Annotated in this window: 22 protein-coding genes and 3 pseudogenes; 18 read left to right on the top strand and 7 right to left on the bottom strand. The window is 58.4% G+C overall.

Annotated features, from left to right (window positions below):
- Window positions 1–56: 56 nt before the first annotated feature.
- Window positions 57–1,571, top strand: a complete 1,515-nt coding sequence (locus tag DQN55_RS19360) for a CoA-acylating methylmalonate-semialdehyde dehydrogenase (RefSeq protein WP_048383461.1) — start codon at window positions 57–59, stop codon at window positions 1,569–1,571.
- A 10-nt stretch (window positions 1,572–1,581) separates the two neighbouring features.
- The gene (gene mmsB / locus DQN55_RS19355; RefSeq protein WP_048383463.1) at window positions 1,582–2,469 is read left to right on the top strand and encodes a 3-hydroxyisobutyrate dehydrogenase; all 888 of its coding nucleotides are present in this window, start codon (window positions 1,582–1,584) and stop codon (window positions 2,467–2,469) included.
- 55 nt (window positions 2,470–2,524) lie between these two features.
- On the opposite strand, the gene DQN55_RS19350 is transcribed toward mmsB, so the two are convergent.
- From DQN55_RS19350 to DQN55_RS19340, 3 genes are all read right to left on the bottom strand, one after another.
- On the bottom strand, window positions 2,525–2,869 hold the full coding sequence (locus DQN55_RS19350) for a cupin domain-containing protein (RefSeq protein WP_048383465.1): 345 nt from the start codon (window positions 2,867–2,869) through the stop codon (window positions 2,525–2,527).
- Between the two features lie 138 nt (window positions 2,870–3,007).
- A complete protein-coding gene (locus DQN55_RS19345) occupies window positions 3,008–4,411 on the bottom strand; it encodes an amino acid permease (protein ID WP_048383467.1) in 1,404 nt (467 codons plus the stop codon).
- Between the two features lie 139 nt (window positions 4,412–4,550).
- Complete coding sequence (locus DQN55_RS19340) at window positions 4,551–5,435, bottom strand: LysR substrate-binding domain-containing protein (RefSeq protein ID WP_048383469.1); 885 nt, start codon at window positions 5,433–5,435, stop codon at window positions 4,551–4,553.
- A gap of 107 nt (window positions 5,436–5,542) precedes the next feature.
- Here DQN55_RS19340 and DQN55_RS19335 point away from each other — a divergent pair, with 107 nt between their 5' ends.
- On the top strand, window positions 5,543–6,307 hold the full coding sequence (locus tag DQN55_RS19335) for a sulfite exporter TauE/SafE family protein (RefSeq protein ID WP_048383471.1): 765 nt from the start codon (window positions 5,543–5,545) through the stop codon (window positions 6,305–6,307).
- On the opposite strand, the gene DQN55_RS19330 is transcribed toward DQN55_RS19335, so the two are convergent.
- Window positions 6,297–6,611 (bottom strand): putative quinol monooxygenase, encoded by a 315-nt coding sequence (locus tag DQN55_RS19330; protein WP_048383473.1) that lies wholly within the window; start codon window positions 6,609–6,611, stop codon window positions 6,297–6,299. The two genes, DQN55_RS19335 and DQN55_RS19330, sit on opposite strands and share 11 nt — an antisense overlap.
- 201 nt (window positions 6,612–6,812) lie before the next feature.
- On the opposite strand from DQN55_RS19330, the gene DQN55_RS19325 reads away from it, so the two are divergent.
- From DQN55_RS19325 to DQN55_RS19310, 4 genes are all read left to right on the top strand, one after another.
- Complete coding sequence (locus tag DQN55_RS19325; RefSeq protein ID WP_048383475.1) at window positions 6,813–7,403, top strand: NADPH:quinone oxidoreductase MdaB; 591 nt, start codon at window positions 6,813–6,815, stop codon at window positions 7,401–7,403.
- A gap of 54 nt (window positions 7,404–7,457) precedes the next feature.
- On the top strand, window positions 7,458–8,369 hold the full coding sequence (locus DQN55_RS19320; RefSeq protein ID WP_048383476.1) for a LysR family transcriptional regulator: 912 nt from the start codon (window positions 7,458–7,460) through the stop codon (window positions 8,367–8,369).
- A gap of 354 nt (window positions 8,370–8,723) precedes the next feature.
- Window positions 8,724–10,391 carry a gamma-glutamyltransferase gene (gene ggt / locus DQN55_RS19315; RefSeq protein ID WP_048383479.1) on the top strand — a complete coding sequence of 556 codons (1,668 nt, stop codon included), beginning with the start codon at window positions 8,724–8,726 and terminating at the stop codon, window positions 10,389–10,391.
- 186 nt (window positions 10,392–10,577) lie between these two features.
- A complete protein-coding gene (locus tag DQN55_RS19310) occupies window positions 10,578–12,023 on the top strand; it encodes a SulP family inorganic anion transporter (protein WP_048383480.1) in 1,446 nt (481 codons plus the stop codon).
- Between the two features lie 44 nt (window positions 12,024–12,067).
- Here the strand turns inward: DQN55_RS19310 and DQN55_RS22700 are convergent.
- Window positions 12,068–12,664, bottom strand: a pseudogene (locus tag DQN55_RS22700) (methyl-accepting chemotaxis protein); the annotation flags it as partial.
- A gap of 306 nt (window positions 12,665–12,970) precedes the next feature.
- Window positions 12,971–13,855: pseudogene (locus DQN55_RS22695) on the bottom strand (methyl-accepting chemotaxis protein); the annotation flags it as partial.
- A 490-nt stretch (window positions 13,856–14,345) separates the two neighbouring features.
- Between DQN55_RS22695 and pmrG the strand changes: the two are divergent.
- Window positions 14,346–15,077, top strand: coding sequence for a lipopolysaccharide core heptose(II)-phosphate phosphatase PmrG (gene pmrG / locus DQN55_RS19300; protein WP_048383484.1), 732 nt, complete (start codon window positions 14,346–14,348; stop codon window positions 15,075–15,077).
- Between the two features lie 91 nt (window positions 15,078–15,168).
- Here pmrG and DQN55_RS19295 read toward each other — a convergent pair whose 3' ends face one another.
- Window positions 15,169–15,675: a hypothetical protein gene (locus tag DQN55_RS19295; protein WP_048383486.1), complete on the bottom strand. Its 507-nt coding sequence runs from the start codon at window positions 15,673–15,675 to the stop codon at window positions 15,169–15,171.
- A 266-nt stretch (window positions 15,676–15,941) separates the two neighbouring features.
- Here DQN55_RS19295 and DQN55_RS19290 point away from each other — a divergent pair, with 266 nt between their 5' ends.
- The 10 genes and pseudogenes from DQN55_RS19290 (at window position 15,942) to DQN55_RS19245 (ending at window position 25,294) form a co-directional block, all read left to right on the top strand.
- Window positions 15,942–16,958 (top strand): ATP-grasp domain-containing protein, encoded by a 1,017-nt coding sequence (locus DQN55_RS19290; protein WP_048383488.1) that lies wholly within the window; start codon window positions 15,942–15,944, stop codon window positions 16,956–16,958.
- Window positions 16,959–17,226: 268 nt separating this feature from the next.
- A complete protein-coding gene (locus tag DQN55_RS19285) occupies window positions 17,227–18,363 on the top strand; it encodes a phosphoribosyltransferase domain-containing protein (protein ID WP_048383490.1) in 1,137 nt (378 codons plus the stop codon).
- Window positions 18,353–19,111: an HAD family hydrolase gene (locus DQN55_RS19280; RefSeq protein ID WP_048383492.1), complete on the top strand. Its 759-nt coding sequence runs from the start codon at window positions 18,353–18,355 to the stop codon at window positions 19,109–19,111. Before DQN55_RS19285 ends, DQN55_RS19280 begins: the two co-directional genes overlap by 11 nt.
- Entirely contained in the window at window positions 19,104–20,198 is a 1,095-nt protein-coding gene (locus tag DQN55_RS19275) for a cysteine protease StiP family protein (RefSeq protein WP_048383494.1), read from the top strand. The genes DQN55_RS19280 and DQN55_RS19275 overlap by 8 nt, the downstream gene beginning before the upstream one ends.
- Entirely contained in the window at window positions 20,198–21,157 is a 960-nt protein-coding gene (locus DQN55_RS19270; protein ID WP_048383496.1) for an HpcH/HpaI aldolase/citrate lyase family protein, read from the top strand. The genes DQN55_RS19275 and DQN55_RS19270 overlap by 1 nt, the downstream gene beginning before the upstream one ends.
- Window positions 21,145–21,829, top strand: a pseudogene (locus DQN55_RS19265) (HAD-IB family hydrolase). The gene DQN55_RS19270 and the pseudogene DQN55_RS19265 overlap by 13 nt, the downstream one beginning before the upstream one ends.
- 87 nt (window positions 21,830–21,916) lie before the next feature.
- Entirely contained in the window at window positions 21,917–22,507 is a 591-nt protein-coding gene (locus DQN55_RS19260) for a TerD family protein (protein WP_048383500.1), read from the top strand.
- Complete coding sequence (locus tag DQN55_RS19255; protein WP_048383502.1) at window positions 22,504–23,724, top strand: TerD family protein; 1,221 nt, start codon at window positions 22,504–22,506, stop codon at window positions 23,722–23,724. Before DQN55_RS19260 ends, DQN55_RS19255 begins: the two co-directional genes overlap by 4 nt.
- A gap of 66 nt (window positions 23,725–23,790) precedes the next feature.
- The gene (locus tag DQN55_RS19250; protein ID WP_048383504.1) at window positions 23,791–24,240 is read left to right on the top strand and encodes a tellurite resistance TerB family protein; all 450 of its coding nucleotides are present in this window, start codon (window positions 23,791–23,793) and stop codon (window positions 24,238–24,240) included.
- 7 nt (window positions 24,241–24,247) lie between these two features.
- Window positions 24,248–25,294: a TerC/Alx family metal homeostasis membrane protein gene (locus DQN55_RS19245; RefSeq protein WP_048383506.1), complete on the top strand. Its 1,047-nt coding sequence runs from the start codon at window positions 24,248–24,250 to the stop codon at window positions 25,292–25,294.
- The last annotated feature ends 25 nt before the right edge of the window (window positions 25,295–25,319 follow it).

Here is a 25,319-nt window from a genome sequence, read left to right as displayed (position 1 = left end):
CTGGACGCCCGTACACGCGCTACTGACGCAACATAAAAATAATGTCGGAGACTTCCATGAACGTTTCTACCGCCCCATACCAAAACGCCCGCTTGCTGATTGATGGTGAATGGATCGAGTCGCAGACCACTGAGTGGCACGACATCGTTAACCCGGCCACTCAACAAGTGCTGGCCAAAGTTCCGTTCGCCACACCCGATGAAGTGAACGCGGCCATCGATGCTGCCCAGCGCGCTTTCCAGACCTGGAAGCTGACGCCAATCGGCGCCCGGATGCGCATCATGCTCAAACTTCAGGCGCTGATACGCGAGCACTCCAAGCGCATCGCCACCGTCCTCAGCGCTGAACAGGGCAAAACCATTGCCGACGCCGAGGGCGATATTTTTCGCGGCCTTGAAGTCGTCGAGCACGCGTGCTCCATCGGCACTTTGCAGATGGGTGAATTCGCTGAAAACGTCGCGGGCGGTGTTGATACCTACACCCTGCGTCAACCGATCGGTGTTTGCGCGGGGATCACGCCCTTCAACTTCCCGGCGATGATTCCGTTGTGGATGTTCCCGATGGCCATTGCCTGCGGTAATACCTTTGTCCTTAAGCCGTCCGAGCAAGACCCGCTGTCGACGTTGATGCTGGTCGAGCTGGCGCTGGAGGCCGGAGTGCCGCCAGGCGTGCTGAACGTTGTTCACGGTGGCAAGGACGTGGTGGATGCACTCTGCACCCACGCGGATATCAAGGCGGTGTCGTTCGTCGGCTCAACCGCTGTCGGCACTCATGTCTACGACCTGGCCGGTCGTCATGGCAAGCGTGTGCAATCCATGATGGGCGCGAAGAACCACGCCGTGGTGCTGGCAGACGCCAATCGCCAGCAAACCCTCAATGCGCTGGTCGGTGCGGGCTTTGGTGCCGCCGGTCAACGTTGCATGGCGACCTCGGTGGTGGTGCTGGTGGGCGCGGCCAAACAATGGCTGCCGGACCTCAAGGCGCTGGCGCAGCAGCTCAAGGTTAACGCGGGCAGCGAAGCGGGCACTGACGTGGGGCCACTGATTTCCAAGCGTGCGAAAGAACGTGTGCTGGGGCTGATCGAAAGCGGGATCAAAGAGGGGGCGGTTCTCGAACTGGATGGTCGCGACGTCAAGGTGCCGGGTTTTGAGCAAGGTAACTTCGTGGGGCCGACCCTGTTTTCCGGGGTGACCACCGACATGCAGATTTATACCCAGGAGATTTTTGGTCCGGTCCTGGTGGTGATCGAGGTCGACACGCTGGATCAGGCCATCGCGCTGGTTAACGCCAACCCGTTTGGCAACGGTACCGGGCTGTTCACTCAAAGCGGGGCTGCGGCGCGCAAGTTCCAGAGCGAAATCGATGTGGGTCAGGTCGGGATCAATATTCCGATCCCGGTGCCGGTGCCGTTCTTCAGTTTCACCGGCTCTCGGGGTTCGAAACTCGGGGATCTGGGGCCATACGGTAAGCAAGTCGTACAGTTCTATACTCAGACCAAGACCGTCACCAGTCGCTGGTTCGACGATGACAGCGTGAATGATGGCGTCAATACCACCATCCATCTTCGTTGAGGGCCGGATCATGAACATCGCATTTATTGGCTTGGGCAACATGGGCGCCCCCATGGCGCGCAATCTGCTCAAGGCAGGGCATTCGTTGAACCTGTTTGACCTGAACAAAGACATCCTGGCAGAGCTGGCGGCCTTGGGCGGCCGCATCAGTGCCTCGCCACGCGAGGCTGCCAAAGGCACGGAGCTGGTGATCACCATGCTGCCGGCGGCGGCCCATGTGCGCAGTGTGTGGCTGGGCGAGGACGGCGTGCTGGCCGGTATCGGCGACGGTGTCCCGGCAGTGGATTGCAGCACCATCGACCCGCAGACCGCGCGTGATGTTGCTGCTGCCGCGGCTAAACAGGGCGTGCCAATGGCTGACGCACCGGTGTCCGGCGGCACTGGCGGCGCACAAGCCGGCACGCTGACGTTTATGGTCGGTGCCACTCAAGCGCTGTTTGACACGCTGCACCCGGTACTCTCACTCATGGGGCGCAACATCGTCCGTTGTGGGGATGTGGGAACCGGCCAAGTGGCTAAAATCTGCAACAACCTGCTGCTCGGGATTTCCATGGTCGGTGTCAGTGAAGCCATGGCGCTGGGCGCGGCACTGGGCATCGACAGCGAAGTACTGGCCGGGGTGATCAACAGTTCAACCGGGCGCTGCTGGAGCTCGGAGGTCTACAACCCGTGGCCCGGGATCGTTGAAACGGCACCGGCCTCGCGCGGCTATACCGGCGGCTTTGGTGCCGAGTTGATGCTCAAGGATCTGGGGTTGGCCACCGAGGCGGCACGTCAGGCGCATCAGCCGGTGGTGCTGGGCGCTGTGGCCCAGCAACTGTATCAAGCCATGAGTTTGCGCGGAGAAGGCGGTAAAGACTTTTCGGCCATCATCAACAGCTATCGCAAACCCCAATAGGGGTTTTCCGGGAATCCGCGTCGGGCGGGTTCCCGGTTTTTTTGCGGGGTGACAATCAGGCAAAGACAAAATACTTGCGCACGGTTTCAACCACTTCCCATGTGCCTTTCATGCCCGGTTCAATCACAAAGATATCCCCTGCACGCAGATGGATCGGCTCCCGGCCTTCTGGCGTGATGATGCAATAACCCTCGCGGAAATCGCAGTACTCCCACTTCACATATTCCACGTACCACTTGCCGGGCGTGCAAATCCACGTGCCCATGATTTTGCTGCCGTCTTCGCTGGTGTAAGCGTTGAGGTTGACAGTGTGCGGGTCGCCTTCCAGCTTCTCCCATTTACAGGCGTCGAGCACAGGCAATGGGTGCGTATCGCGAAGAACGGTAATCGGCGCAGACATAAGAACTCCGGTGATGGTTTAAGACACAACCCCCACCGTAACCGTCCGAGCTCCCTGACAGATGTCTGGGTTCGACCCCCAGCAACCCGAATGCGCCGTGTCGGCAGCTTTAGTCAAAGCGCGGGGGGCGTCACTTGATCAGTGTCTGTTCACCAGCGCCTGGCCCTTGATCAGGCGCAAGCGGTAGAACCCGTAGATCACCAGGAGCCACACCGGGATGGCATACACCGAGGCGCGAACGTCAGGGATCATCCAGATAACGGAGACGATTACCGCCATAAAGGCCAGGCACAGGATGTTGCTGAATGGGGACCAGAACGCTTTGAACGAAGGCACTACACCTTGTGTGGCTATGGCCTTGCGGAATTTGAGATGGGTGAGGCTGATCAGTGCCCAGTTGATCATCAAGGACGCAACCACCAGCGCAAACAGCAGCTCCAATGCTTTGTGCGGCGCCACGTAGTTGACCGCGACGCACAGCAGGGTCACCAGCGCCGACACGCCCAGTGCCCGCAACGGCACGCCATGGCGAGTCAGTTGCATCAGTGCTTTAGGGGCGTCGCCTTGTTCGGCGAGGCCGAACAGCATGCGGCTATTGCAGTACACGCCGCTGTTGTAGACCGACAGGGCGGCGGTCAGCACGACGAAGTTGAGGATCTGTGCGGCGGTGTTACTGCCGATCAGGGCAAAGATCTGTACAAACGGGCTGCCGCTGTACGCATCGCCGGAAGCGCCGAGGGTCACCAGCAACTGATCCCATGGGTACAGTGCCAGTAGCACGGTCAGTGCGCCGACGTAGAAAATCAGTACCCGGTACACCACCTGGTTGATCGCCTTGGGAATCACTTTTTTTGGCTCGCTGGCCTCAGCGGCAGTGATGCCCACCAGCTCCAGGCCACCGAACGAAAACATGATGAAGGCCATCGCCATCAGCAGCCCGGTGCCCCCATTGGGGAAGAAACCGCCGTGGCTCCAGAGGTTACTGACTGACGCTTGCGGGCCGCCAGTGCCGCTGATCAATAGATAGCAGCCGAGTACGATCATGCCGAGAATCGCCACGACCTTGATGATCGCAAACCAGAACTCCATCTCACCGAAGACCTTCACGTTCAGTGTGTTGATCAGGTTGACCAATACAAAGAACACCACGGCGCTGACCCAGGTCGGGACTTCGGGCCACCAGAACTGGATGTATTTACCGACCGCCGTGAGCTCGGCCATGCCCACCAGCACGTACAGCACCCAATAATTCCAGCCCGACAGAAAACCCGCATAGCCGCCCCAGTACTTGTGGGCGAAGTGGCTGAAAGAACCGGCCACGGGTTCTTCAACGATCATTTCGCCCAGCTGGCGCATGATCAGAAATGCGATAAACCCGGCAATCGCATAGCCGAGAATCATCGACGGGCCTGCCGACTTGAGTACGCCTGCGGATCCGAGAAACAACCCCGTACCGATCGCGCCACCCAAGGCAATCAGCTGGATATGGCGATTCTTCAAACCACGCTTGAGTGTGACGGGGGGAGAAATGTCGTCAGCCATCAGGTGCCCTGTTCGTTGTTGTTTTTGATATGGATAAAGACCCCGGCGGTTTCTCCGGGGATCAGGATGGCCCGGATATTACTCCGGGTGAAAAGTGAGGCATACAGAGCAGGGCAACTCTGCGATATTTCTTACAGACTTATCGAGTCGTCAGCGCTTCCAGCAGTGCCCGGGCATAGGCCGGCAAGTGTTCGAACGAGCGGGCGCACAGCAGCAGTTTGCGGTCCGCCCAAGGCTCGCTCAAGCTCACCACATTGAAGGTGCGCGGGGCTTGCCAGCGCTCAATGGTGGCCTTGGGCACAATGCCCAACCCGGCGCCGCGGGCCACCATTCGCAATACCCCGTCAAAGCCTTCGGCGCGGATTCTCACCTGCATCCGCAGGCCGATGTGCAGTGCTTGCTCCTCCAGGTACACCGCCAAGGCACTGTTTGTCCCAAGCCCGACGTAGTCATGGTTCAAGGTGTCGCTGAACGAGGGAGATGGCAGATCGGCGAGCGGATGATCTCGTGGCATCACCAGTACCAGCGGATCGTCGCGAAAAGCGCGGGTCTGCAGGTTACGGGTATCCACGGCGTTGGAGATAACCCCGATATCGGCGGCGTTCTGACGCAAAGCATGGGTAATGCGCAAGCTGGTGAGTTCTTGTTGATCAATGCTGATGGAAGGGTGCTGGCGCACAAAGTCGGCCAGCAACTCTGGCAGGTATTCGGTCAGGGCGGCGGTGTTGCACAGTAGCCGGACCTGACCCTTGAAGCCTTGGGCGTACTCGGTCAGGTCGTGGTTCATCCGGGCGACCTGTTGCAGCAACAACCGCGCGTGTTGTGCCAGCGCTTGCCCCGCTGGCGTGGGGCTGACCCCGCGGCGGCTGCGATGCAGAAACGTCACGCCCAGCGAAGCTTCCATCGCCCTGATGCGCGCACTGGCGGCGGCCAGCGACAAATGACTGAGGCCGGCCCCGGCGGTGATATTGCCCGCCTGCAGCACATTCAAATACAAGCGCAGATCAATCAGGTCGAAGTGCATGTTTCAAGTACGCCTCACATCAAACGGGATGAGCCTATTGCGAGGCAAGAGGCTGGCTCAGTCAATGACGCATTTTCAGCCGATGTCATGCGCATCAGCATACGCCGATGAAGACATTAATCGAGTTCTACCAACATCTGGGCTGGGCCCTGTCACTGCTGGTGCTGATCACCTTTCTGCTGGCTGGAACCGTGAAAGGCGTAATTGGTCTCGGCTTGCCGACCGTGGCAATGGGTTTGCTTGGCCTGGCTATTGCTCCGGCACAGGCAGCGGCATTGCTGATCATTCCCTCGATGGTGACCAATGCCTGGCAATTGGCTGCGGGTGGGCAGTTGCGCGTCTTGATCCGACGCCTGTGGCCGATGCAATTGGGGATAGTGCTGGGCACCGGGCTTGGCATGCTCTGGCTGAGTGTCGATGGCGACAGCTGGGTGGTCAGGGCGCTGGGCGCGGCATTATTGCTCTATGCCCTGAGCGGCCTGTTTCTGCCCACGCTGCGCGTAGCCCCACATCGAGAACGGTGGTTGGGGTCGGCCAGTGGTCTGATCACCGGGGTGATTACTTCGGCCACCGGTGTCTTTGTGATTCCTGCCGTGCCGTACTTGCAGGCCTTGGACTTGAATAGAAATCAGCTGGTTCAGGCCTTGGGATTATCCTTCAGTGTCTCCACAGTGGCCCTTGCCGCCGGGCTTTACTGGCGCGGCGATCTGGGCAGCGGTGAGCTGAACGCCTCATTGCTGGCGCTGTTGCCGGCCATGTTCGGCCTGTGGCTGGGGCAATGGCTACGCCAGCGCATCAGTGCCGCGGTGTTTAAACGGGTGTTCTTTGTGGGCATGGCACTGCTGGGCACGCACCTGTTGGTCAGCGGGTAGCCGACGACGGGCTGAGCATGTCGATCATCCGCACTTCAAAGTCACGGGCCAGGTAGTCCATGCGCTGCTCGAAAAACTGCTTCATGTGCGGCAAGTTTTCATGCACAGCCAGGTGCTCGCGTGACTGCCAGATCTCGTAAAAAATAAACAGTGTCGGGTCCAGTTGGTCGCGCAGCATGTGGTACTCAATGCAGCCATCCTCTTGACGGCTGAGGGGTACGTACGCGCGAAACAACGCTTCAAAGGCGTCGGCTTTTTCAGGTTGGGTATAGGCGTGAAGAATAAATCCGTGCAGTGGGGTCATCGAAGCAGCTCTTTAGCGTGAGTGTCTAAAAAAGCTTAAGGCAACAATAGGTTGTTGATTCGTGCTTTTAGCGCAAATGTCATTTGCCCGGACGCGGGTGTTTCCTGGGCAAGGCGGTCTATATCCTGCCGTCACGTTTTAAACCTTTAATACCCAACGCCGCTCAACAGCGCCGAGGGTTAATTCCTGACGAGGCTGATGATGAAGAAAATTCTGTTGCTTAACGGTGCTAAAAAATTCGCGCATTCCGATGGTCGTTACAACCTGACCCTGCACGAGACGGCCCTGGCTTTTTTTGATCGCCAAGGGTTCGAAGTCAAGGTGACCCACATCGACGAAGGCTATGACGTGGCTGAAGAGGTCGAAAAATACCTCTGGGCTGACGTGGTTATTTACCAGATGCCGGGTTGGTGGATGGGCGCGCCGTGGATCGTCAAGAAATACGTCGATGAAGTGTTCACCCAGGGCCACGGCAAGCTGTACGCCAGTGACGGCCGCACGCGCTCTGATGCTTCGCAGCGCTATGGCAGCGGTGGCCTGATTCAGGGCAAGCACTACATGCTGTCGCTGACCTGGAACGCGCCGCAGCAAGCTTTCGATGATCCGGCTGATTTCTTTGAAGGAAAGGGCGTGGACGCGGTGTACTTTCCGTTCCACAAAGCCAATGAGTTTCTGGGCATGGCCGGTTTGCCGACCTTCCTGTGTGTCGACGTGATGAAGCGTCCGCAACCAGAGGCTGATGCGGCCCGTTACGAACAGCACCTGACCGAAGTGTTCGGCCTGCGGGCCTGACCCATTTGCCCCACATGCGGCTACTATCAAGGCTGTTATCCATGAGGGGCATGTGTGAAAGCCAGATCCGATGAGCTGCAAATCTTTGTCTCGGTGATTGAGTGCGGTTCGATTTCCGCTGCTGCCGAACAGGCAGGGCAAACGCCTTCAGCCGTCAGCCGCACGCTGTCACGGCTGGAGACCAAGCTCGAAACCACCCTGATCAACCGCACCACGCGGCGCATGGATCTGACCGAAGAAGGCAAGTTTTTCTTCGAGCGGGCCAAGCAGATCCTGGAGCAAATGGATGAGCTCGAAGAACGTTTGGTCTCGCATCAGCGCACGCCCTCGGGTCGTCTGCGGATCAACGCCGCCGCACCTTTCATGCTGCACGCCATCGTGCCGTACATCGCCGAATTTCGCGCCTTGTACCCCGAGATCCTGCTGGAACTCAACAGCAATGACCTGATCATCGATCTGCTGGAGCAAAGCACCGACATTGCCATTCGCATCGGTGCGCTGACCGACTCCACCCTGCACGCCCGCTCTCTGGGTTGCAGCCCGCTGAACATCCTGGCCAGCCCCGACTACATCGCTGCCCACGGGTTACCCACAAGCGTTGCAGAACTGGCCCAGCACACCCTGATCGGTTTCACCCAGAACGATGGCCTCAACCAGTGGCCGCTGCGTTATGCACAGGGCGATCGCTGGCCCATCCAGCCGGCCATCAGCGCCTCCAGCGGTGAAACCGTGCGCCATCTGGCGCTGCAAGGGCAGGGCATTGCTTGCCTGTCGCATTTCATGACCCACGAAGACATTCAGGCCGGACGCTTGCAGGTGGTTCTGGGCGAATTCAACAGCGGCTATCGCCAACCGATTCACGCGGTGTACTACCGAAACTCGCAATTGGCGCTGCGCATTCAGTGTTTTCTGGACTTTATCCAGACCAAGCTGACCCGTTATGCGAACTGCGATTTCCAGCAGTAATGCGGCCGTAACTTGGCTCAACTCATCCATTGTTACGGACGTCCTGCGCCTGCGTTTTTCCGCTATCCGTAGCAGCGGAGTGAGGCCGCGTCCGGCGGCGTAGCCGTCGTATGGCCTTTCGGATCAAGATCAAAAGCCGACGTCGCCTCGTTGTACTCGCCAACGGCTACGGTTTTTGGAGGGGCTGAAATCTTGAAGGTTCTTCGGGCCTTATCGCTGCCTGCGGCAGCGGCTACAGGCACTGTAGTTTCGAGGGTTTGTGTATCACCTCGCAGTTTTGCTTTTGTTGTTTGAAAGTGATGCTGAAATCAGACATGGTTCGGCATCGTCCTACAAAAATAAAAGGTAATCATCATGCGTGTTGTTTGGTTCAAAACCTTGGCCTTAACGGCTGCAATCGCGGCCAGCAGCTCGGCTTTTGCTGTCACGCTGGACGGCGGAGCCGTGGCTGCGCCGGATCAGTACGGCGCTGAAGTGGCGGCACAAATCCTCAAGAAAGGGGGCAATGCGGTCGACGCTGCAGTCGCAACGGCCTTCACCCTGGCCGTGACCTACCCCGAGGCAGGCAACATCGGCGGCGGCGGTTTCATGACCTTGTTTGTCGATGGCAAACCCTACTTCCTCGACTATCGCGAAACTGCGCCCAAGGCTGCTACCCGCGATATGTACCTCAATGACAAAGGCGAAATCATCGAGAACATGAGTCTGGTGGGCGCGCGCGCGGCTGGCGTGCCGGGGACGGTCATGGGCTTGTGGGAAGCGCACCAGCGTTTTGGCAAGTTGCCGTGGTCCGAACTGCTGACGCCTGCCGTGGGGTACGCGAAAAACGGTTTTAAGGTCGCGAACAAGCAGTACCAATATCGCGAAGATGCGTTGAAGCTGTTTAACGGCTCGACCAACTTTGGTGACTATTTTGGCAGCATGAAAACCGGCGAAACCTTCAAGCAGCCTGAATTGGCCGCCACTCTGGAACGTATTGCCGATCAAGGTGCAAAAGAGTTCTATCAGGGTAAAACCGCCGATCTGCTGATCGCGCAAATGAAGCAGGACAAGGGGCTGATCACCCATGAGGACCTGAACGACTACAAGGCCAACTGGCGTGAGCCGATGCGTGTCGACTGGCGTGGCAACACGCTGTATACGGCACCGCTGCCAAGCTCTGGCGGTATCGCGCTGGCGCAATTGATCGGTATCAAGGAGGCTCGTGCAGCCGACTTCAAAGGTGTCGAGCTGAACTCTGCGCCGTATATCCATCTGCTGGCTGAAATCGAAAAACGTGTATTTGCCGATCGCGCCGATTATCTGGGTGACCCGGACTTCGGCAAGATGCCAGTGGCTGAATTGACTGACCCGGCCTACATCGCCAAGCGGGCGGCAGAGGTGAGCCCCAAGACCATTTCTGCAACTGAGCAGGTCAAACCGGGGCTGGAACCTCATCAGACCACGCACTTCTCCATCGTCGACAAAGACGGTAACGCGGTCAGCAATACCTACACCCTGAACTGGGATTACGGCAGCGGCGTTGTGGTTAAAGGCGCAGGCTTCTTGCTCAACGATGAAATGGATGACTTCAGCTCCAAGCCGGGCGTTGCCAACTCCTTTGGTGTGGTAGGGGGAAATGCCAACGCCATCGAGCCGGGCAAGCGGATGCTGTCGTCCATGAGCCCAAGCCTGGTGACGCGCGACGGTCAGGTCACGCTGGTGCTGGGTACGCCCGGTGGATCGCGGATTTTCACCTCGATCTTCCAGGTGCTGAACAACCTCTATGACTACAATCTGCCGCTGGAAAAGGCCGTGGCTGCCCAGCGTGTGCATCACCAGTTGCTGCCTAAAGATACGATTTATTACGACGCTTATGCGCCCCTGACGGGCAAAGTCGCCGATGAGCTCAAGGCGATGGGTTACACCCTGGAAGATCAGGGCTGGAACATGGGGGATATCCAGGCCATCCGGGTTAACGGCACCCAGCTTGAAACCGCGTCCGACCCGCGTGGTCGTGGTGTCGGCATGGTCGTGAAATAAGCAAACCACCCCTGTAGGAGCGAGCTTGCTCGCGAGAGTCGCTGACGATTACGCGTGTACTTGCTGGATACACACTGCGTTTTTGAAGCCATCGCGAACCCGCTCGCGCCTACAGGTTTTGCAGTTGCAGGATTCAGTTTTACAGTTTGTTACCATATGCGATTCGTTTCTCCCTTCAGGTAACTCATGAAACCTATCCGTCTGCGTGCTGATGTCCTGGCAGGACTCACGACGTCGTTCGCTCTGTTGCCCGAGTGCATTGCGTTTGCACTGGTCGCTCACCTCAACCCGCTGATGGGGCTGTATGGTGCTTTTATTATTTGCACCCTGACCGCGCTCTTCGGCGGGCGCCCGGGCATGGTGTCCGGTGCAGCCGGGTCAATGGCGGTGGTCATTGTCGCGCTGGTGGTGCAACACGGGGTGCAGTATCTGCTGGCCACGGTGCTGCTGGGCGGGTTGATCATGCTGGCGTTCGGTGTGCTCAGGCTGGGCAAGCTGGTACGCATGGTGCCGCACCCGGTGATGCTCGGTTTTGTTAATGGCCTGGCGATCATCATTGCCATGGCCCAGCTCGATCACTTCAAAGATGGGGAGGCCTGGCTCACCGGTACACCGCTATACATGATGATCGGGCTGGTGGCGCTGACCATGGTCATTGTCTACGGCCTGCCGCGCTTGACCCGCGCTGCACCGCCGGCGCTGGTGGCGATTCTCGGGGTGGGGCTGGCGGTGTACCTGCTGGGCTTGCCGACCCGTACATTGGGCGATATGGCGCACATAGCCGGTGGCTTGCCGACGTTCAGCCTTCCGGATATTTCGTGGACGCTGGAGACCCTTGGCATCATCGCGCCCTACGCGATATTGATGGCGCTGGTGGGGCTGCTGGAAACGTTGCTGACTCTCAATCTAACCGACGAAATCACTGAAACCCGTGGCTACCCGGATCGCGAGTGCGCAGCACTGGGGGCTGCGAATATGGTCTCGGGCGTATTTGGCGGCATGGGCGGTTGCGCCATGATCGGGCAAACCGTGGTCAACCTCAGCTCAGGCGGGCGGGGCCGGCTGTCAGGCGTGACCGCTGGCATCATGATCCTACTGTTCATATTATTTCTCGCCCCGTTCATCGAGCGCATCCCGCTGGCGGCACTGGTGGGGGTGATGTTCGTGGTATCACAGCAAACGTTCGCCTGGGCGTCGTTGCGGGTGCTGAACAAGGTGCCGCTGAACGATGTCCTGGTGATCATTGCGGTCACCGTGATCACGGTGTTTACCGACCTGGCCACTGCGGTGCTGTGCGGAATCATCATTGCGGCGCTCAATTTCGCCTGGCAACAGGCCCGCGAGCTGTATGCCGACGCGAACCTTGAGAGTGACGGCAGCAAGCTTTACCGGGTGCATGGCACGCTGTTTTTTGCGTCGACAACCGCGTTTCTGAAGCAGTTTGACCCGGCCAACGATCCGGCCCAGGTGACACTGGATTGCCGTCACTTGAGCTTCGTCGACTACTCAGCCATTGCGGCCTTGAACACGTTGCGTGAGCGCTACAGCAAAGCGGGCAAGCACCTGCGGGTTTTACACCTGTCCGAGCGCTGTAAAAAACTGCTCAAGCGCGCCCGCGTACAGCACGTTTAGAGTCCTCTCTGCGGGCCCGTGCGCGGGCCCGCAGCATTCAGGGGCTAGACCTTGAAGTGGCTCACCATCATTTGCAGTTGATTGCCCAGTCGCGCCAGCTCGACGCTGGACTTGGCGGTTTCGTCGCTCGCGCAAGCGGTCTGCTCCGACACATCGCGCACATTGATAATGCTGCGGCTGATTTCTTCGGCCACAGCACTTTGCTGTTCGGCCGCTGCGGCGATTTGCTGATTCATTGACTGAATATTCGACACGGTACGGGTAATACCCTGCAGTGATGTGCCGGCCTGGCGAGTCAGGGCCACGCTGCTGTCGGTCAGGGTACGGCTATTGTGCATGACACTGGCCACTTGCTGGGTACCGCTTTGCAGTGCTGCAACCAGCGTATGAATCTCTTCCGTGGATTTTTGTGTGCGCTGGGCCAGGCCGCGGACTTCATCGGCGACCACCGCAAAACCACGGCCCGCTTCACCCGCTCGGGCGGCCTCGATGGCGGCGTTGAGCGCCAGCAGATTGGTCTGCTCCGCTACGGCCCTGATCACGTCCATGACGCTGCCGATCTTGTCGCTTTCCTGTTGCAACACGGCCATGGCCTCGGTCGAACGGCCGACTTCCACTGCCAGGCGCTCGATCTGGTCAATCGCCTGATTCACCACGTTGTCACCTTCGCGAGCTTCTCCGTCAGCCGCGGCGGCCGCTTGCGAAGCCTGCTCGGCGTTACGCGCGACTTCCTGCACGGTGGCGGTCATTTCGTGCATGGCGGTTGCCACTTGATCGGTCTCGATCTTTTGGCTGTTAACACCTGCGCTGGTCTGTTCCGTAACGGCAGACAGCTCTTCGGCGGCGCTGGCAATCTGTGTCACGCCATCGCGGATACCGCCAATCAATTCGCGCAGGGTACTGCCCATGCGTGCAATGCCTTGTTGCAGTACACCCAGCTCATCGCGGCGGGTCACGCGCATATCCTGGCTGAGGTCGCCGCTGGCAATACGTTCTACAACTTCCAGGGTTTCGCGCAGCGGACGGGTGATCTGGCGCGTAATGATCACGGCGGCACTGATTCCGAACAGCAACACCAACAACGTACTGATCATTTGCAGGTTGTTGGCTTCGGCGCTTTCGATGTCGCGGCGTTCGAGCTGAATTTTATACAGTTCGTTGCTGCGGCTAACGATGCCATTTCCGTACTCGGTCATTTCCTTGCGCATTTCTACGATGGTGTTGTCCGTGTCGGCGTATTGCTGCAGCGCCGTTTTGTACTGGACGATAGCCTCGCTCAGGGAGCGCAAGGCGTCGGCTGACGTATTGGCGAAGTGGGCATTCAACCCTTCAATACTGGCCGAGGCCAGGTTGAGTTGGGTGCGTGCGGCCTGTTCGGTGGTGGCGGTGGGTGAGCCGATGTAGGCCCGTACCTGATCGCGGGCCATCAGGAACCGCTCGCGTACCCGGGTCACGTCCTGGAACTGTTCGAAACGTCCGTCTTCGCCGGCAGCGCGTTGCAGCACACGGTCATTCAGTACGTCGATGGCGGCGAGTGCCGTTTTGGCCTGGCGATCCATGGTGTCGCGGGATACGGCGGATTCAACGTACGCCTTGCGCATGATCACCAGCGCGCTCTGATAGCGATTGATCATGTCGAGTTGCTCATTGAGCAGCTTGAGGTTTTCCGGGCTCTTGAAGCTGGCGATCAGCTTTTTTTCCTGATCCGCAAACGCTTCCAGGCTGTTTTGCACCACTTGCGCAGCCGTTTCGTCGCCGTTGGTGAGCATGTACTGCAGGCGCGTGACCCGCAGGTTGGTCAGCGCGCTGTTGAGGCGCGTGATGTCACTCATCCAGTTGCTGCGATCAATCAAGGTGTCCAGGCTGAACCAGCTGCCGATTGCCATCAGGCATGTCAGGGCTAGGACCAGGCCGAAGCCAAGAGCCAGTTTCAAATTAACGCTGATGTTACTCAACCAGCTATTCATTTTGTTCTCCAGGAACAGTGCACGTCTGGGGGAAGTTCGCTGGAGGTTTTTATTGTTCTGGTCCAGCAGAAGGTGTGTGGGGCTGTATCGGCGGGATTGCCCAGAGCTGAAACGTTTTTTTCGGTGCGTCGCTCCCGGGATGAACACCCCTTTTATTCGTGTGGACAAGTCCGGTGTTCACGTTTTTTTTCACATTCGTTTCACCTGGCTCTGACGTGGGCTTTTTTAGACTGCGCCCATTTAGCGGGATCGGTTGCATTCAGGATCGTTTCTTTCCTCAAGGTCGCCCCTTGCGCCCTTGTCATATTCGCCCGATAGGGTGGCGGCCTGTGCCACTCACCGACGGCCTGGAGGCATGCTTACCGTGATATCGAGTTTTCGTCTGACCGGCGCTAAGCCAGCGCAATTACTCAGCGGGCTGGCACCTTATAAAAATGTTCTGGTAGTGATTGCAGCGACGCTGCTCACGGTGGCGCTCACCCTGAAGTTGCTGGCGCCTGCGTCGGCGCCGGATTTGGCGCAACCCGGTAACGCCAGCCGGGTGCTCGCATTGACCGAAAGCTGGGAAAGCGGCGATGTGATTGCCCTGGTGCGACATGCCGAACGCTGTGATCGCTCGACAGCCCCTTGTTTGGGGGCCGCAGACGGTGTGACCGTGCGCGGCGAAGCGACCGTCCGAAAGCTGGGCATGGACTTTCAACAGTTAGGGCTTAATACCGTCGATATTTACAGCAGCTTGCTGACTCGGGCCCGCCAAACAGCTGACGCCATGTTTATTCGTCCCGTTGAGGCGCAGGACTGGTTGTTCAACTGCCGGGGCACGATGTTACGTGATGCGCTCCGGCACAAGGTGCCGGGCCGCAATCTGGTACTGGTGACTCACAGCGAGTGCATGGAGCAAATGGAAAAGGACCTGCAGGTGCCAACCGACACGGCCTTGGGCTACGGTTCTGCATTGTTCATCAAGGCCGATGGCAGCAGCGTTCAGCCGAAAATGCTGGGCTATATTGCCCCCGAAGACTGGAGGCGTCTGGTGCCCGGGATGACGGGTATGGTTACGCCCGCTCGTGCCGTATTGCCGTTATGACATGTCGGCCGGGCGCCTACCCGGTCCAGAGTATCCAGCGCCGGGCTCTCGCATCGGGCGTTTTCAGTGGGTGCGGCACCTGACGACGCGATCAGACCCGGTTCAACAGGCGGTTCCAGTTTTGCTCTTCAGGCAAGGGCAGTTCGCTGAGCTCCCGGGCCACAACGTTTTCGATGTCGCGGGCGCTCAGCTCGTTTTCATCCAGCCATGGCCAAGTGGCGTCCGCATCGCGAAAGTTGAGTTGATTGTTCATCTGCTGGCAGGCGAGGGCGAGCAGGTGCATCAAGTTCCACTGAGTGCTTAAGTAGGCTTTTTGTTCAGCCTGAGTGCGGCTCAGCATGGCTGCTACGTCAGGCAGCTCCTGACTTTGACAGACGGTACTGCGCAGGCACCACACGATGGTTCCTGAATTCGAGGCGTCCTGATTGGCTTGCGTCGGGTCAGTACTGACGTCGATGTCGAGGTTCAGGTGTTGCCGTTCAAGCTGATCAATCAGGTAATTGGCAAGATCAGACTTGCGCAGATAGGCAGTGGCGGTATTGAACGCCAGGTGAGCGTCGTAGTTGCTCAGGGTTTTGCTGGAAATACGAATGGACATGACAGGCTCCTTGACTGGGAAATGCCCAGCATTGAGAGCGTAGTCAAAACACCGTGATCAGCCATGACAACTGATGTCCTGTTGTCATGGGTCATGTTTTGCTGGGTAAAGTCCAGGCACGGTCCGGATAGCATGAACAGGGCAGCCCATGGCTTTCACGTTCTGTATCATTTCAAGCCGCCACAATGACTGCGGCATCAGGTGCCCTCATCCGCTAGAATTCCGCGCTTAGCGAGTTTCTCCTCTATCTGTACCAAGGGATGTCCATGATCTGGTTTCTTGAAGGGCAATCCAGCCAACGCGATGTAATTGCAGGTGCCCGCCTGGCACTGCCCGAAGCCGTTCGAATCTTTGCCTCGCACCGACAAAATCGTCCTGAAATCACGGGCCTGGCAGATGTCGCCTGGCGTGAGCCGCAGGACAACGAAGAGCGTATTGCCTGGGTTATCGAGCAGGCCCGTGCCAACCAGATCAAGGTGCTGCTGGCCGGACGGGTGGGCCATGTCTATGAAGCCTATCGTGCTGATTTTGAAGCCGCCGGGTTGCAGCTGGTGACGGGTGCTCTGGATAGGGACACCTTTGAGCGGGTTGACGACAAGTCGGTGTTTACCCGTGAAGCGCTGGCAGCGGGACTGGCCTGTATTCCGGCCATTACTGTCCACACTCAGGACGAGCTGCAAGACGCTTACGCCCGGCTGTCCCGTGACGGCCAGGTGTGCGTCAAGCCGACCCGCGGCATTTATGGCCAGGGCTTTTGGCGCCTGGCTGATGACGTCGATCCCTTCCGCAGTTTTGCCAACGCGGATGCCCATGAAGTGAATGCTGCGGTATTCGCCCGGGCCTACGGTCAATCGGTTGATCCCAAGCCATTGCTGGTGATGCCCTACATGCCTGGCAGTGAGTGCTCGGTGGACATGATGTGCGAGGCGGGCAAGGCGGTGGCCTACGTCGGGCGCCGCAAGCAAGGCTTGATGCAGTCGTTCGAGCGTGACAGTGCGGCAGTGGAGCTGGCGATCAAGGCGGCGCGGCATTTCAAGTGTGACGGTATCGTCAACGTGCAGACCCGCGATGACGCCGCTGGCCAACCGCATTTGCTTGAGATCAATCTGCGTTATTCCGGCGGCATTGGTTATACCCGTGAAGCGGGGGTTAATTTGCCGGGTATTTTCGCCGCGCGCCGTCTCGGTCTGCCCGAGCCTGTGAGTGCATGGCGTGAGGACCTGCAGGTCAAAGCGATTACGGTCGTCGTTTCGGTTCGCGCAGATGAGCTGTTAAGGTGCTAGAAAGCCCGAGCAACTGCCGGTCATCGGGTTTGACGGTTGCTGCCAGATCAAGACCGTAGTGGCGTCCGACGCCCATCCATGAACCTCGCGTGCCGGCTTAACCGGGGACCGCGAGCGTCTTCCAGGCATGCCGAGCCAGCCCGGCTTCACAGGTCGGGCGATGGTGAATGGATCTTAGCCATCTCCAGTAACCATTTTGCGCTTGTCTTAAATCCTCAACTCGCGAATTGTCCCCCACTTTTTAAGTATTTCCAGGTAATAAACTTTGATGAACAGCGGTAACTCAATGACCGAAACCAAGGCTTTGCACGCAAACCTTAAGCGCGGTCGTCTGGAAGTCGAAGTCAATTCATCGACCTTCGACCCTCAGGCTCTTTTCAGTTTTGCTGAACGTCGTAACCCCAAGCGCGCCTTTTTGTTTGTGTCCCGCGTGCTGGGTCGACATATTCCGGCGCGACCATCGCTGATGGCCGACAGCTTCAATGCCCTGGCGGCCCAAATCCCTGCAGACCTGCCCGGCCCGGTGCTGGTCATCGGCATGGCTGAAACCGCCGTGGGCCTCGGTGCCGGCGTGCACCGGGCGCTGAGCCAGACCCGTGACGACAGCGTGTATCTGGTGAGCAGCCGACACCCCACCGGCAGCGAGCTGTTTGCCCGCTTTGAAGAAGAACACAGCCACGCCAGCTCGCATTTGTTGCATCTGCCACAGGACCCTGAGACCCGCGAATTGATGCTGAACGCACGGTCGCTGGTGCTGGTGGACGATGAGGCCTCGACCGGCAATACGTTTATCAACCTGTCTCGAGCCCTGGCTGACGCCGGGCTGCATTCGATTGAGCGGGTTGTCACTGCCACCCTGACTGACTGGTCGCAGGATGCTGTGCGCAAGGCAATGGGTGCTCACGTCAGCAGCGTGTCACTGCTCGATGGTCGCTATACGTTCGCCGAAGATGTCACCGCTGAACTGCCAGACATGCCCGAAGTGGGCAGTGTTGCCCAAGGTGACTGGTCGCTCGATCCGAGCCGTGACTGGGGCCGCATGGGCGTGCGCGAGCACCTCGACACTCTGGCGCCGGGGTTGCAGGTCAAGCCCGGAGAGCGTGTGCTGGTGATCGGTACCAGCGAATTCGTGTGGCGTCCGTTTCTGCTGGCAGAGCGCCTGGAGCGTGCGGGTGCCGATGTGCACTTCAGCTCCACCAGCCGTTCGCCGATTGCCCTTGGGCATGCGATCGATCATGCGCTTTCGTTCTCGGACAACTATGGCCTGGGCATTCCCAACTTTTTGTACAACGTTGCCCCCGGCCAGTTTGACCGTGTGCTGATTTGCAGCGAAACCCCGGCGGCAGCCGTCGACCCGGCGCTGGTCAGCGCATTGAATGCGCAGGTGATCGTTGATGACAAGTAATCGTCCACTGGTGTTCGTTGATCTTGACGACACGCTGTTCCAGACCGCCCGCAAGATGGGTGATGAGCCGCGCTTCCCGGCCACGCTGGATGTGGACGGACAACCCAACGGCTTTATGAGCGCCACTCAGAAGAGCTTCGTTGAATGGCTGCTTGCCACAAGTGATGTGGTACCCGTGACCGCTCGCAGTATCGAGGCGTACCAGCGTGTGCAATTACCGTTCGCCCACGGCGCGGTGTGTGCTCACGGAGGCGTGATTTTGGGCGCCGACGGCACTCTGGACGCGCAGTGGCACGCCCGCATGTGCGATGAGCTGGCGTTCGAGCAAACCCGTTTGCATGAATTGAGCGAGCAAACGCTGCTCATTGGCGCCGAACTGGGCTTCTCGTTGCGTGGCTGGGTCGTTGAAGAGCAAGGGCTGGCCAATTATGTGGTGACCAAACACAACAACGAAACCGACGAAGCGCTGCGCATTGTCCTCGCAGAGGTCAAGGCGCGAGGCTTGCTGGACGGGTTGTATGTGCACGGTAATGGCAACAACCTGGCGTTCCTGCCACTGACGCTGCAAAAACGTGAGGCAGTGCGCGAGTGGATCCGCCGCGATCAGGCGATCAACGGCAAACGTCCACTGCTCGGTTTTGGCGACAGCGTGTCAGATCTCGGCTTTATGGCTGAATGCGACTGGTGGGGTACGCCAAAGCGCGGTCAACTGGCCAGTCATGTGCTGGCGAGTATGGATCATGAATAACGCGTTTGAAGGGCTGAGCACCGTTGGCAGTGGCAGTTACGACGCTGATGACGTGCACTTTTTACTGCAGGCGATGGAGATTGAAGTCACCGACGTGCAGGAAAAGGAACGCCTGATTCAGACCCGGCAGCGCCATTACTCCGAGATGATCAGTCAGGAGCATCCTCCGTCCGACACGCATAAAAGTTTGTATCAGAAGGCTCTGGCACAAAATGGCGCCCGCATGGCTGCCGATGTGCAGGCCTTGGCCCTGGCCTTGAATGAGCGTTACAACGGCGCGTCGATTGCGCTGGTGTCATTTGTCCGGGCGGGCTTGCCTCTTGGCGTTCTGCTGCGTCGAGCTCTGGTTGAAATGGGACGCGATGCCCGGCATTACGGGATCAGCATTATTCGTGATCGCGGCATCGACAACGTGGCACTCGAAGCTATCATCAAGACCCACGGCGCCGAGAATATCGTGTTCGTCGATGGCTGGACCGGAAAAGGAGCTATCAGCGGCCAGATTCGTGACAGCCTGGCGGGAGACTCGAGGTTTCCGGCGGATCCACGCCTGGTGGTATTGGCCGACCCGTGCGGCCGTGCCTGGCTGGCGGCTTCCGCGCAAGACTGGCTGATCCCTTCGGGCATTCTCGGGGCGACGGTTTCCGGCCTTGTTTCACGTTCCATCTGGCCTCAAGAGCCCGGGCTGCATGGCTGCGTGGTGTACGAGCACCTGGCCGGACATGACGTGACCATGAGTTTTATCCACAGCATCGAAGCCGAACGCGCGCAGTTGGCGCCAGTGGCAGCCGTCCAGCCCTGGACATCGGAGCAGGCGTTGCTGTTGCAACGCTCGGCCGTGGCTGCGGTCGAACGTATCTCGACACGTTTTGCGGTGAGCAATCCCAACCGCGTCAAACCCGGCATTGCCGAAGCAACTCGCGCTGTCATGCGTCGGGTGCCTGACCACGTGCTGGTTCGCAGTCGAGATGATCAGGATGTGCAGCTATTGATGCACCTGACTCGCCAGGCCAGCATCGAGGTCGAAGAAGTCGGTGATGAGTTGGGTCCGTATCGCGCAGTGACCGTAATCAGGAGTGTTAGCTGATGAGCCAGTATTCAGCCTATGCCTTGGGTGCCACGCTTTATATGCCAGCCACCCGTCCTGACATCCTGGACGTGGTCATGGGTGAGAAGATTCAGGGGTTGCGCTCGCTGGTCGTGTGTCTGGAAGACGCAGTGGCCGAAACCGACGTACAGCAGGCACTGAACAACCTGAAAAACCTGTTGCTGGGGATCGAGGCGCGTGGCTGCCGCCCGGCCGGCGGCCCTCTGCTGTTCGTCCGGCCTCGGGATGCGGAAATGGCGGCGGTGCTGAACGAGTGGTCGTTGATGCGTCACGTCGACGGCTTCGTGGTGCCCAAGCTGCGTCTGAGCAATATCCGCGAGTGGGAGCTGGCCGTTACGCGCAGTGACTTGATCCTGATGCCGACACTTGAAACACCGGAAGTCTTTGATCCCGGTGCGATGGTAGAGCTGCGCAGCGCCATGCTCGAGCAACTGCCCGGGCGTATTATCGCCTTGCGCATCGGTGGCAATGACCTGATGGGATGCCTTGGATTGCGTCGCAACCCTGCGATGACCCTGTACAGCACCCCCATGAGCTATGTGATCCCGATGTTGTGCGGGATCATGGGCGCAGCGGGCTTTGCCCTGACGGCCCCGGTGTTTGAACAGCTCAATACACCGCACTTGCTGGATCAAGAGCTGGGTCTGGATCTCGCTCACGGGCTGGTGGGTAAAACCGCAATCCATCCGTCGCAAATAGGCGTGATTCACAAAGCGCTGCAAGTCAGCCTTGAAGATCTCAACAGTGCACGCCACATAGTGAATGAGGCGGCGCCTGCGGTATTCAGGTTCAACGATGCCATGTGCGAGCCGGCGACCCACTACAAATGGGCGCAAACGATAATCGAACGAGCACACTGGCAAGGGGTTCGCCCTGAAACCGCCAGCTCGACGGACACTTTTGGAGGCAGCCTGCGATTGGCTGAATGGGTAGGTTGAACAAGGTTTTAAATTCCCCGGCTACATCAAAACCGGTGTTGGCGGCTTTCGATTTCGATGGAACGCTGACCTATCACGACAGTTTTGTGCCGTTTTTTACGCTTTGCCTTTGGCAACCGATTGTTCGCCATGCGCTTGCTGCGAATGATTCCGTCTACCCTTTGCTATTTAGTGGGGCGGATATCGCGTAACGACCTGAAGGAAAAGCTGATCACGGTGTACCTGACCGGTGCCAAAGAGGCATGGGTCAAGGAGCGTGCCGAAGCATTTTGTGACGTTTCGTGGCAGCGTCTAATGCGACCTTTGGGCTTAACATCTGTCGCCAGCCAGCTTGAGCAGGGAGCTCGCGTAACGATTTGCTCTGCGTCACCCGAACTGGTGCTGGCACCTTTTGCGAAAAAGCTGGGTATTGGCCTGATCGGCACTCAACTGGCGTCCGTCGATGGCGTGCTCACCGGTGAAATCGACGGTACCAACTGTCGCTGTGAACAAAAAGTCATCCGGCTGGAGGCGCAGTATGGGCCTTTATCCCAATACACACTGCGCGCCTGGGGTGACACCCGGGGCGATGAACAAATGCTCGGGGCTGCTCATGAGCCACATTGGCGCGAGTTTCACGCGCTGTGGCGCCGCAAGCGGCCACTTGATGTGTGCTTGCGTGAAGAACTGTAAGCAAGGCGTAAGCCAGGCATGTCAATAATCAGCAATCCCCTATGGTAAACAGCACCTCGTGCACCATTGCAGACAAGGAGACGCTTCATGGCCATTTCGCTGTCCAAGAACCAAACCATATCCCTTGAGAAAGAAGCCGGAACCGGCCTCAAGAAAATCCGCATGGGCCTTGGCTGGGACCCGGTCAAACCGAGTGGTTTCTTTGCCAAGCTGCTAAGCAGTGATGCGGCCGTCGACCTGGATGCTTCGTGCATCGTGCTCGACAGCGGCAAACAACCCCTGGATCTGGTGTGGTTTCGCCAGCTCAAGTCCAACGATGGCTCTATCGTTCACTCCGGCGACAACCGCACGGGCGAGGGCGAGGGCGACGACGAGTCGATCATGGTCAACCTGGAGCAACTGCCTTCGGCGGTCAAGCATCTGGTGTTTACCGTGAACTCGTTCACCGGGCAAAACTTTGAAGCGGTAGAAAATGCCTACTGCCGTATCGTTGATGAACTCAGCGGTAAAGAGCTGGCGCGTTTCAACCTGTCCGAGAAAGGCCGTCATACGGGCGTGGTCATGGCCTGCCTGAGCCGCACGTCGGCGGGTTGGGACCTGACGGCAATCGGCTCGGTTGCCAATGGTCGTACTGCTCAGGATCTGAGTAACGAGGCAGCCAAGGCGGTGCGCGCATGACTACTTTGACCCCGGGCGCCAACACGGCGGTCGCTTCCGGAACGCTGAGCGTCACGATCGGCTACACCCCTGTACCGGGTGCCGACCTGGACGTGTCGGCGTTCTTGCTCAATGAAGGGGGCAAGGTGCGTGGCGACAATGACATGTGCTTCTTCGGCCAGCAGAGTGTCAATAACGGCGCGGTGAAGCTGGTTGAGTCAGCTGCCGGCCGCAGTGTGTTCAGCCTGGATCTGGACGCGATTGATGCTGCGATCGAGAAAGTCGCGCTGACCGCAACCATCTATGAGAACAAGGCCAACTTCGCCGCATTCCCACAGCTGACGGTCTCGGTGAGTGGCGGTATTGAAGCACCGATTCCGACCCAGGGCATGCAGGAAACTGCACTGATCCTCGGTGAGTTCTATCGTCGCCAGGGTGTGTGGAAGTTCCGTTGCGTTGCTCAAGGGTTTGCCGGTGGTCTGGCCCCCCTCGCTCAGCATTTTGGAGTCGAAATCGCTGCACCCGCACCCGCTGCACCCGCCCCCGCCCCCGCTGCGCCTGTACCTGCAGCGGCACCAGCCCCGGCCCCTGCTGCCCCGGCGCCAGCCCCTGCTTCAAGGGTCAATCTGTCGAAGATCACCCTCGACAAACAACGCCCGTCGATCAGCCTTGAGAAAAAGGACGGGGATTTTGGCGAGATCAAGATCAACCTCAACTGGAACCGCGCAACGCCGAGCGGCGGTGGCGGTTTCTTTGCCTCCTTGCGCGGCAAGTCGGGCGGCATCGACCTGGATGTAGGCTGCCTCTACGAAATGGACAATGGCCTCAAGGGTGCCGTCCAGGCCCTGGGCAATGCCTTTGGTGACTTCCGTGACGAACCGTTCATCCAGTTGATGGGCGATGACCGTACCGGTGCAGTAAGCGATGGCGAGTGGCTGCGGATCAACGGCAAGGAATGGCGCAAGATGCGCCGTGTGCTGGTTTACGCGTTTATCTACGAAGGTGCACCGAACTGGCAAACCACTGACGGTGTCATCACCTTGTATATACCGGGTGAACCACCGATCGAGGTGCGTCTGAGCGAAGAGGGCGGTACCAAGGGCATGTGCGCCATTGCTCTGCTCGAAAACGTCGGTGGCAGCGTGAAGGTGAACCGCAAGGTCGAGTTTTTCAAAGGGCATTCAGATATGGATAAAGCGTTTGGCTGGGGCATGCGCTGGTCTGCCGGCTCCAAATGAGCGCTGTGTAATTGGCCGCCTGCCGAGGCAGGCGCTGTTCCCTCAACTTTTGAAAAGGTAACTCCCATGCTCGAATGGCTGAAAACCAACGCAACGGCTGCCCGTGACAAGCTTTCGGCGGAAGTCAGCAAGTTCAAGAACCGTGAATTCATGGAAGCCGTGGTTTCCGGGTGTGCACTGGTTGCGGCTGCCGATGGCGACATCAGCAGCAGCGAAAAACAGAAGATGATCGGTTTTATCCAGAACTCGAATGAGCTGAAAGCGTTTGATGTCAAAGACGTGATCAAGTCGTTCAGCGATGTCTGCGACAAGTTTGAATTTGACCAGCAAATCGGCCGTGCAGAAGCACTGAAGGCGATTGGTCAATTACGTAAAAAAGAAGATGCCGCCCGTCTGCTGGTGCGTGTGTGCTGCGCAATCGGTAGCGCCGACGGCAACTTTGATGAAAGTGAGCGGGCTGCTTGCCGCACTATCTGCAATGAGCTGGGGTTGAACCCTGGCGATTTTGATCTCTGAGGACATCATGGAAAACACGGCAATTGGCTTCCCGCCAACTACCATCGCTGTATTTGTGGCTCTGGCGGTCATTGCTCTGGCAATTGACCTGTTCACCCACAAAAGCGATAAACCGGTCTCGCTGACCAACGCCGCCGTCTGGTCGGTGTTCTGGGTGCTGATCTCGCTCGCGTTTGCGGGCTACCTGTATTACGCCCATGGCCCAAGCGTGGCCAGCCTGTTCGTTACCGGTTACGCGCTGGAAAAAGTCCTCAGCGTCGACAACCTGTTCGTGTTCATGGCGATCTTCGCCTGGTTCAAAATCCCCGATTCGTTGCGTCACCGGGTGCTGTACTGGGGAATCATCGGCGCCATCGTATTCCGCCTGATCTTCGTGGCCATCGGTACCGGTCTGCTGGCCTTTGGCCCTTGGGTCGAAGTGCTGTTCGCGGTGGTCGTGGCCTGGACGGCGATCATGATGTTGCGCAGCAAGGAAGAAGACGAAGAAGAAGATTATTCCAAGCACATGGCCTACCGTTTTGCGAAAAAACTGTTCCCGGTCTGGCCGAAACTGCACGGACATAATTTCTTTGTTTCACGCAAAGAGCTTGAAAAAGAGATCACGAAGCCGCAGAACAAGGGAATGACCCTGGTGGGCAAGGGCGCTTTGTTTGCGACACCGCTGTTTCTGTGTGTGGTGGTGGTCGAGGTTTCGGACATTCTGTTCGCTTTCGACTCCGTACCGGCAGTGATCGCAGTCAGCCGTGAGCCGTTGATCGTTTATTCGGCCATGATGTTCGCCATCCTGGGCCTGCGGACCATGTACTTTGTCCTCGAAGCCCTGAAGCGTTACCTGGTTCACCTGGAAAAAGCGGTTATCGCACTGTTGTTCTTTATCGCTGGCAAGCTGGCCCTGAACGCTACCGATCACTTGTTTGGCCATGGTTATGAAATTGATCCAAACACCAGCCTGATCGTGGTGTTGGTGGTATTGGCCATTGGTATCGTGGCCAGCATCATCTTTCCTGGTAAGGATGAAGAGCAATCCGACGTTAAAAACGACACGAACGCTTGATCGCACATTATTAAGGAGAATTATT

This window comes from Pseudomonas taetrolens, assembly GCF_900475285.1.
Taxonomy (GTDB): Bacteria; Pseudomonadota; Gammaproteobacteria; order Pseudomonadales; family Pseudomonadaceae; genus Aquipseudomonas; species Aquipseudomonas taetrolens.
The sequence above is the reverse complement of the archived record's forward strand: the minus strand, read 5'-3'. Positions and strand labels throughout refer to the sequence as shown.

Bases quoted from the DNA above. Each gene is read 5' to 3' on its own strand.
- DQN55_RS19250 (WP_048383504.1), top strand. From the start codon at position 23,791: ATGCTCGAATGGCTGAAAACCAACGCAACGGCTGCCCGTGACAAGCTT.
- DQN55_RS19275 (WP_048383494.1), top strand. From the start codon at position 19,104: ATGAATAACGCGTTTGAAGGGCTGAGCACCGTTGGCAGTGGCAGTTAC.
- DQN55_RS19310 (WP_048383480.1), top strand. From the start codon at position 10,578: ATGAAACCTATCCGTCTGCGTGCTGATGTCCTGGCAGGACTCACGACG.
- DQN55_RS19325 (WP_048383475.1), top strand. From the start codon at position 6,813: ATGAAGAAAATTCTGTTGCTTAACGGTGCTAAAAAATTCGCGCATTCC.
- DQN55_RS19360 (WP_048383461.1), top strand. From the start codon at position 57: ATGAACGTTTCTACCGCCCCATACCAAAACGCCCGCTTGCTGATTGAT.
- DQN55_RS19345 (WP_048383467.1), bottom strand. From the start codon at position 4,411: ATGGCTGACGACATTTCTCCCCCCGTCACACTCAAGCGTGGTTTGAAG.
- ggt (WP_048383479.1), top strand. From the start codon at position 8,724: ATGCGTGTTGTTTGGTTCAAAACCTTGGCCTTAACGGCTGCAATCGCG.
- DQN55_RS19255 (WP_048383502.1), top strand. From the start codon at position 22,504: ATGACTACTTTGACCCCGGGCGCCAACACGGCGGTCGCTTCCGGAACG.
- DQN55_RS19350 (WP_048383465.1), bottom strand. From the start codon at position 2,869: ATGTCTGCGCCGATTACCGTTCTTCGCGATACGCACCCATTGCCTGTG.
- DQN55_RS19340 (WP_048383469.1), bottom strand. From the start codon at position 5,435: ATGCACTTCGACCTGATTGATCTGCGCTTGTATTTGAATGTGCTGCAG.
- DQN55_RS19280 (WP_048383492.1), top strand. From the start codon at position 18,353: ATGACAAGTAATCGTCCACTGGTGTTCGTTGATCTTGACGACACGCTG.
- DQN55_RS19335 (WP_048383471.1), top strand. From the start codon at position 5,543: ATGAAGACATTAATCGAGTTCTACCAACATCTGGGCTGGGCCCTGTCA.
- DQN55_RS19285 (WP_048383490.1), top strand. From the start codon at position 17,227: ATGAACAGCGGTAACTCAATGACCGAAACCAAGGCTTTGCACGCAAAC.
- DQN55_RS19245 (WP_048383506.1), top strand. From the start codon at position 24,248: ATGGAAAACACGGCAATTGGCTTCCCGCCAACTACCATCGCTGTATTT.
- pmrG (WP_048383484.1), top strand. From the start codon at position 14,346: ATGCTTACCGTGATATCGAGTTTTCGTCTGACCGGCGCTAAGCCAGCG.
- DQN55_RS19260 (WP_048383500.1), top strand. From the start codon at position 21,917: ATGGCCATTTCGCTGTCCAAGAACCAAACCATATCCCTTGAGAAAGAA.
- mmsB (WP_048383463.1), top strand. From the start codon at position 1,582: ATGAACATCGCATTTATTGGCTTGGGCAACATGGGCGCCCCCATGGCG.
- DQN55_RS19290 (WP_048383488.1), top strand. From the start codon at position 15,942: ATGATCTGGTTTCTTGAAGGGCAATCCAGCCAACGCGATGTAATTGCA.
- DQN55_RS19330 (WP_048383473.1), bottom strand. From the start codon at position 6,611: ATGACCCCACTGCACGGATTTATTCTTCACGCCTATACCCAACCTGAA.
- DQN55_RS19295 (WP_048383486.1), bottom strand. From the start codon at position 15,675: ATGTCCATTCGTATTTCCAGCAAAACCCTGAGCAACTACGACGCTCAC.
- DQN55_RS19270 (WP_048383496.1), top strand. From the start codon at position 20,198: ATGAGCCAGTATTCAGCCTATGCCTTGGGTGCCACGCTTTATATGCCA.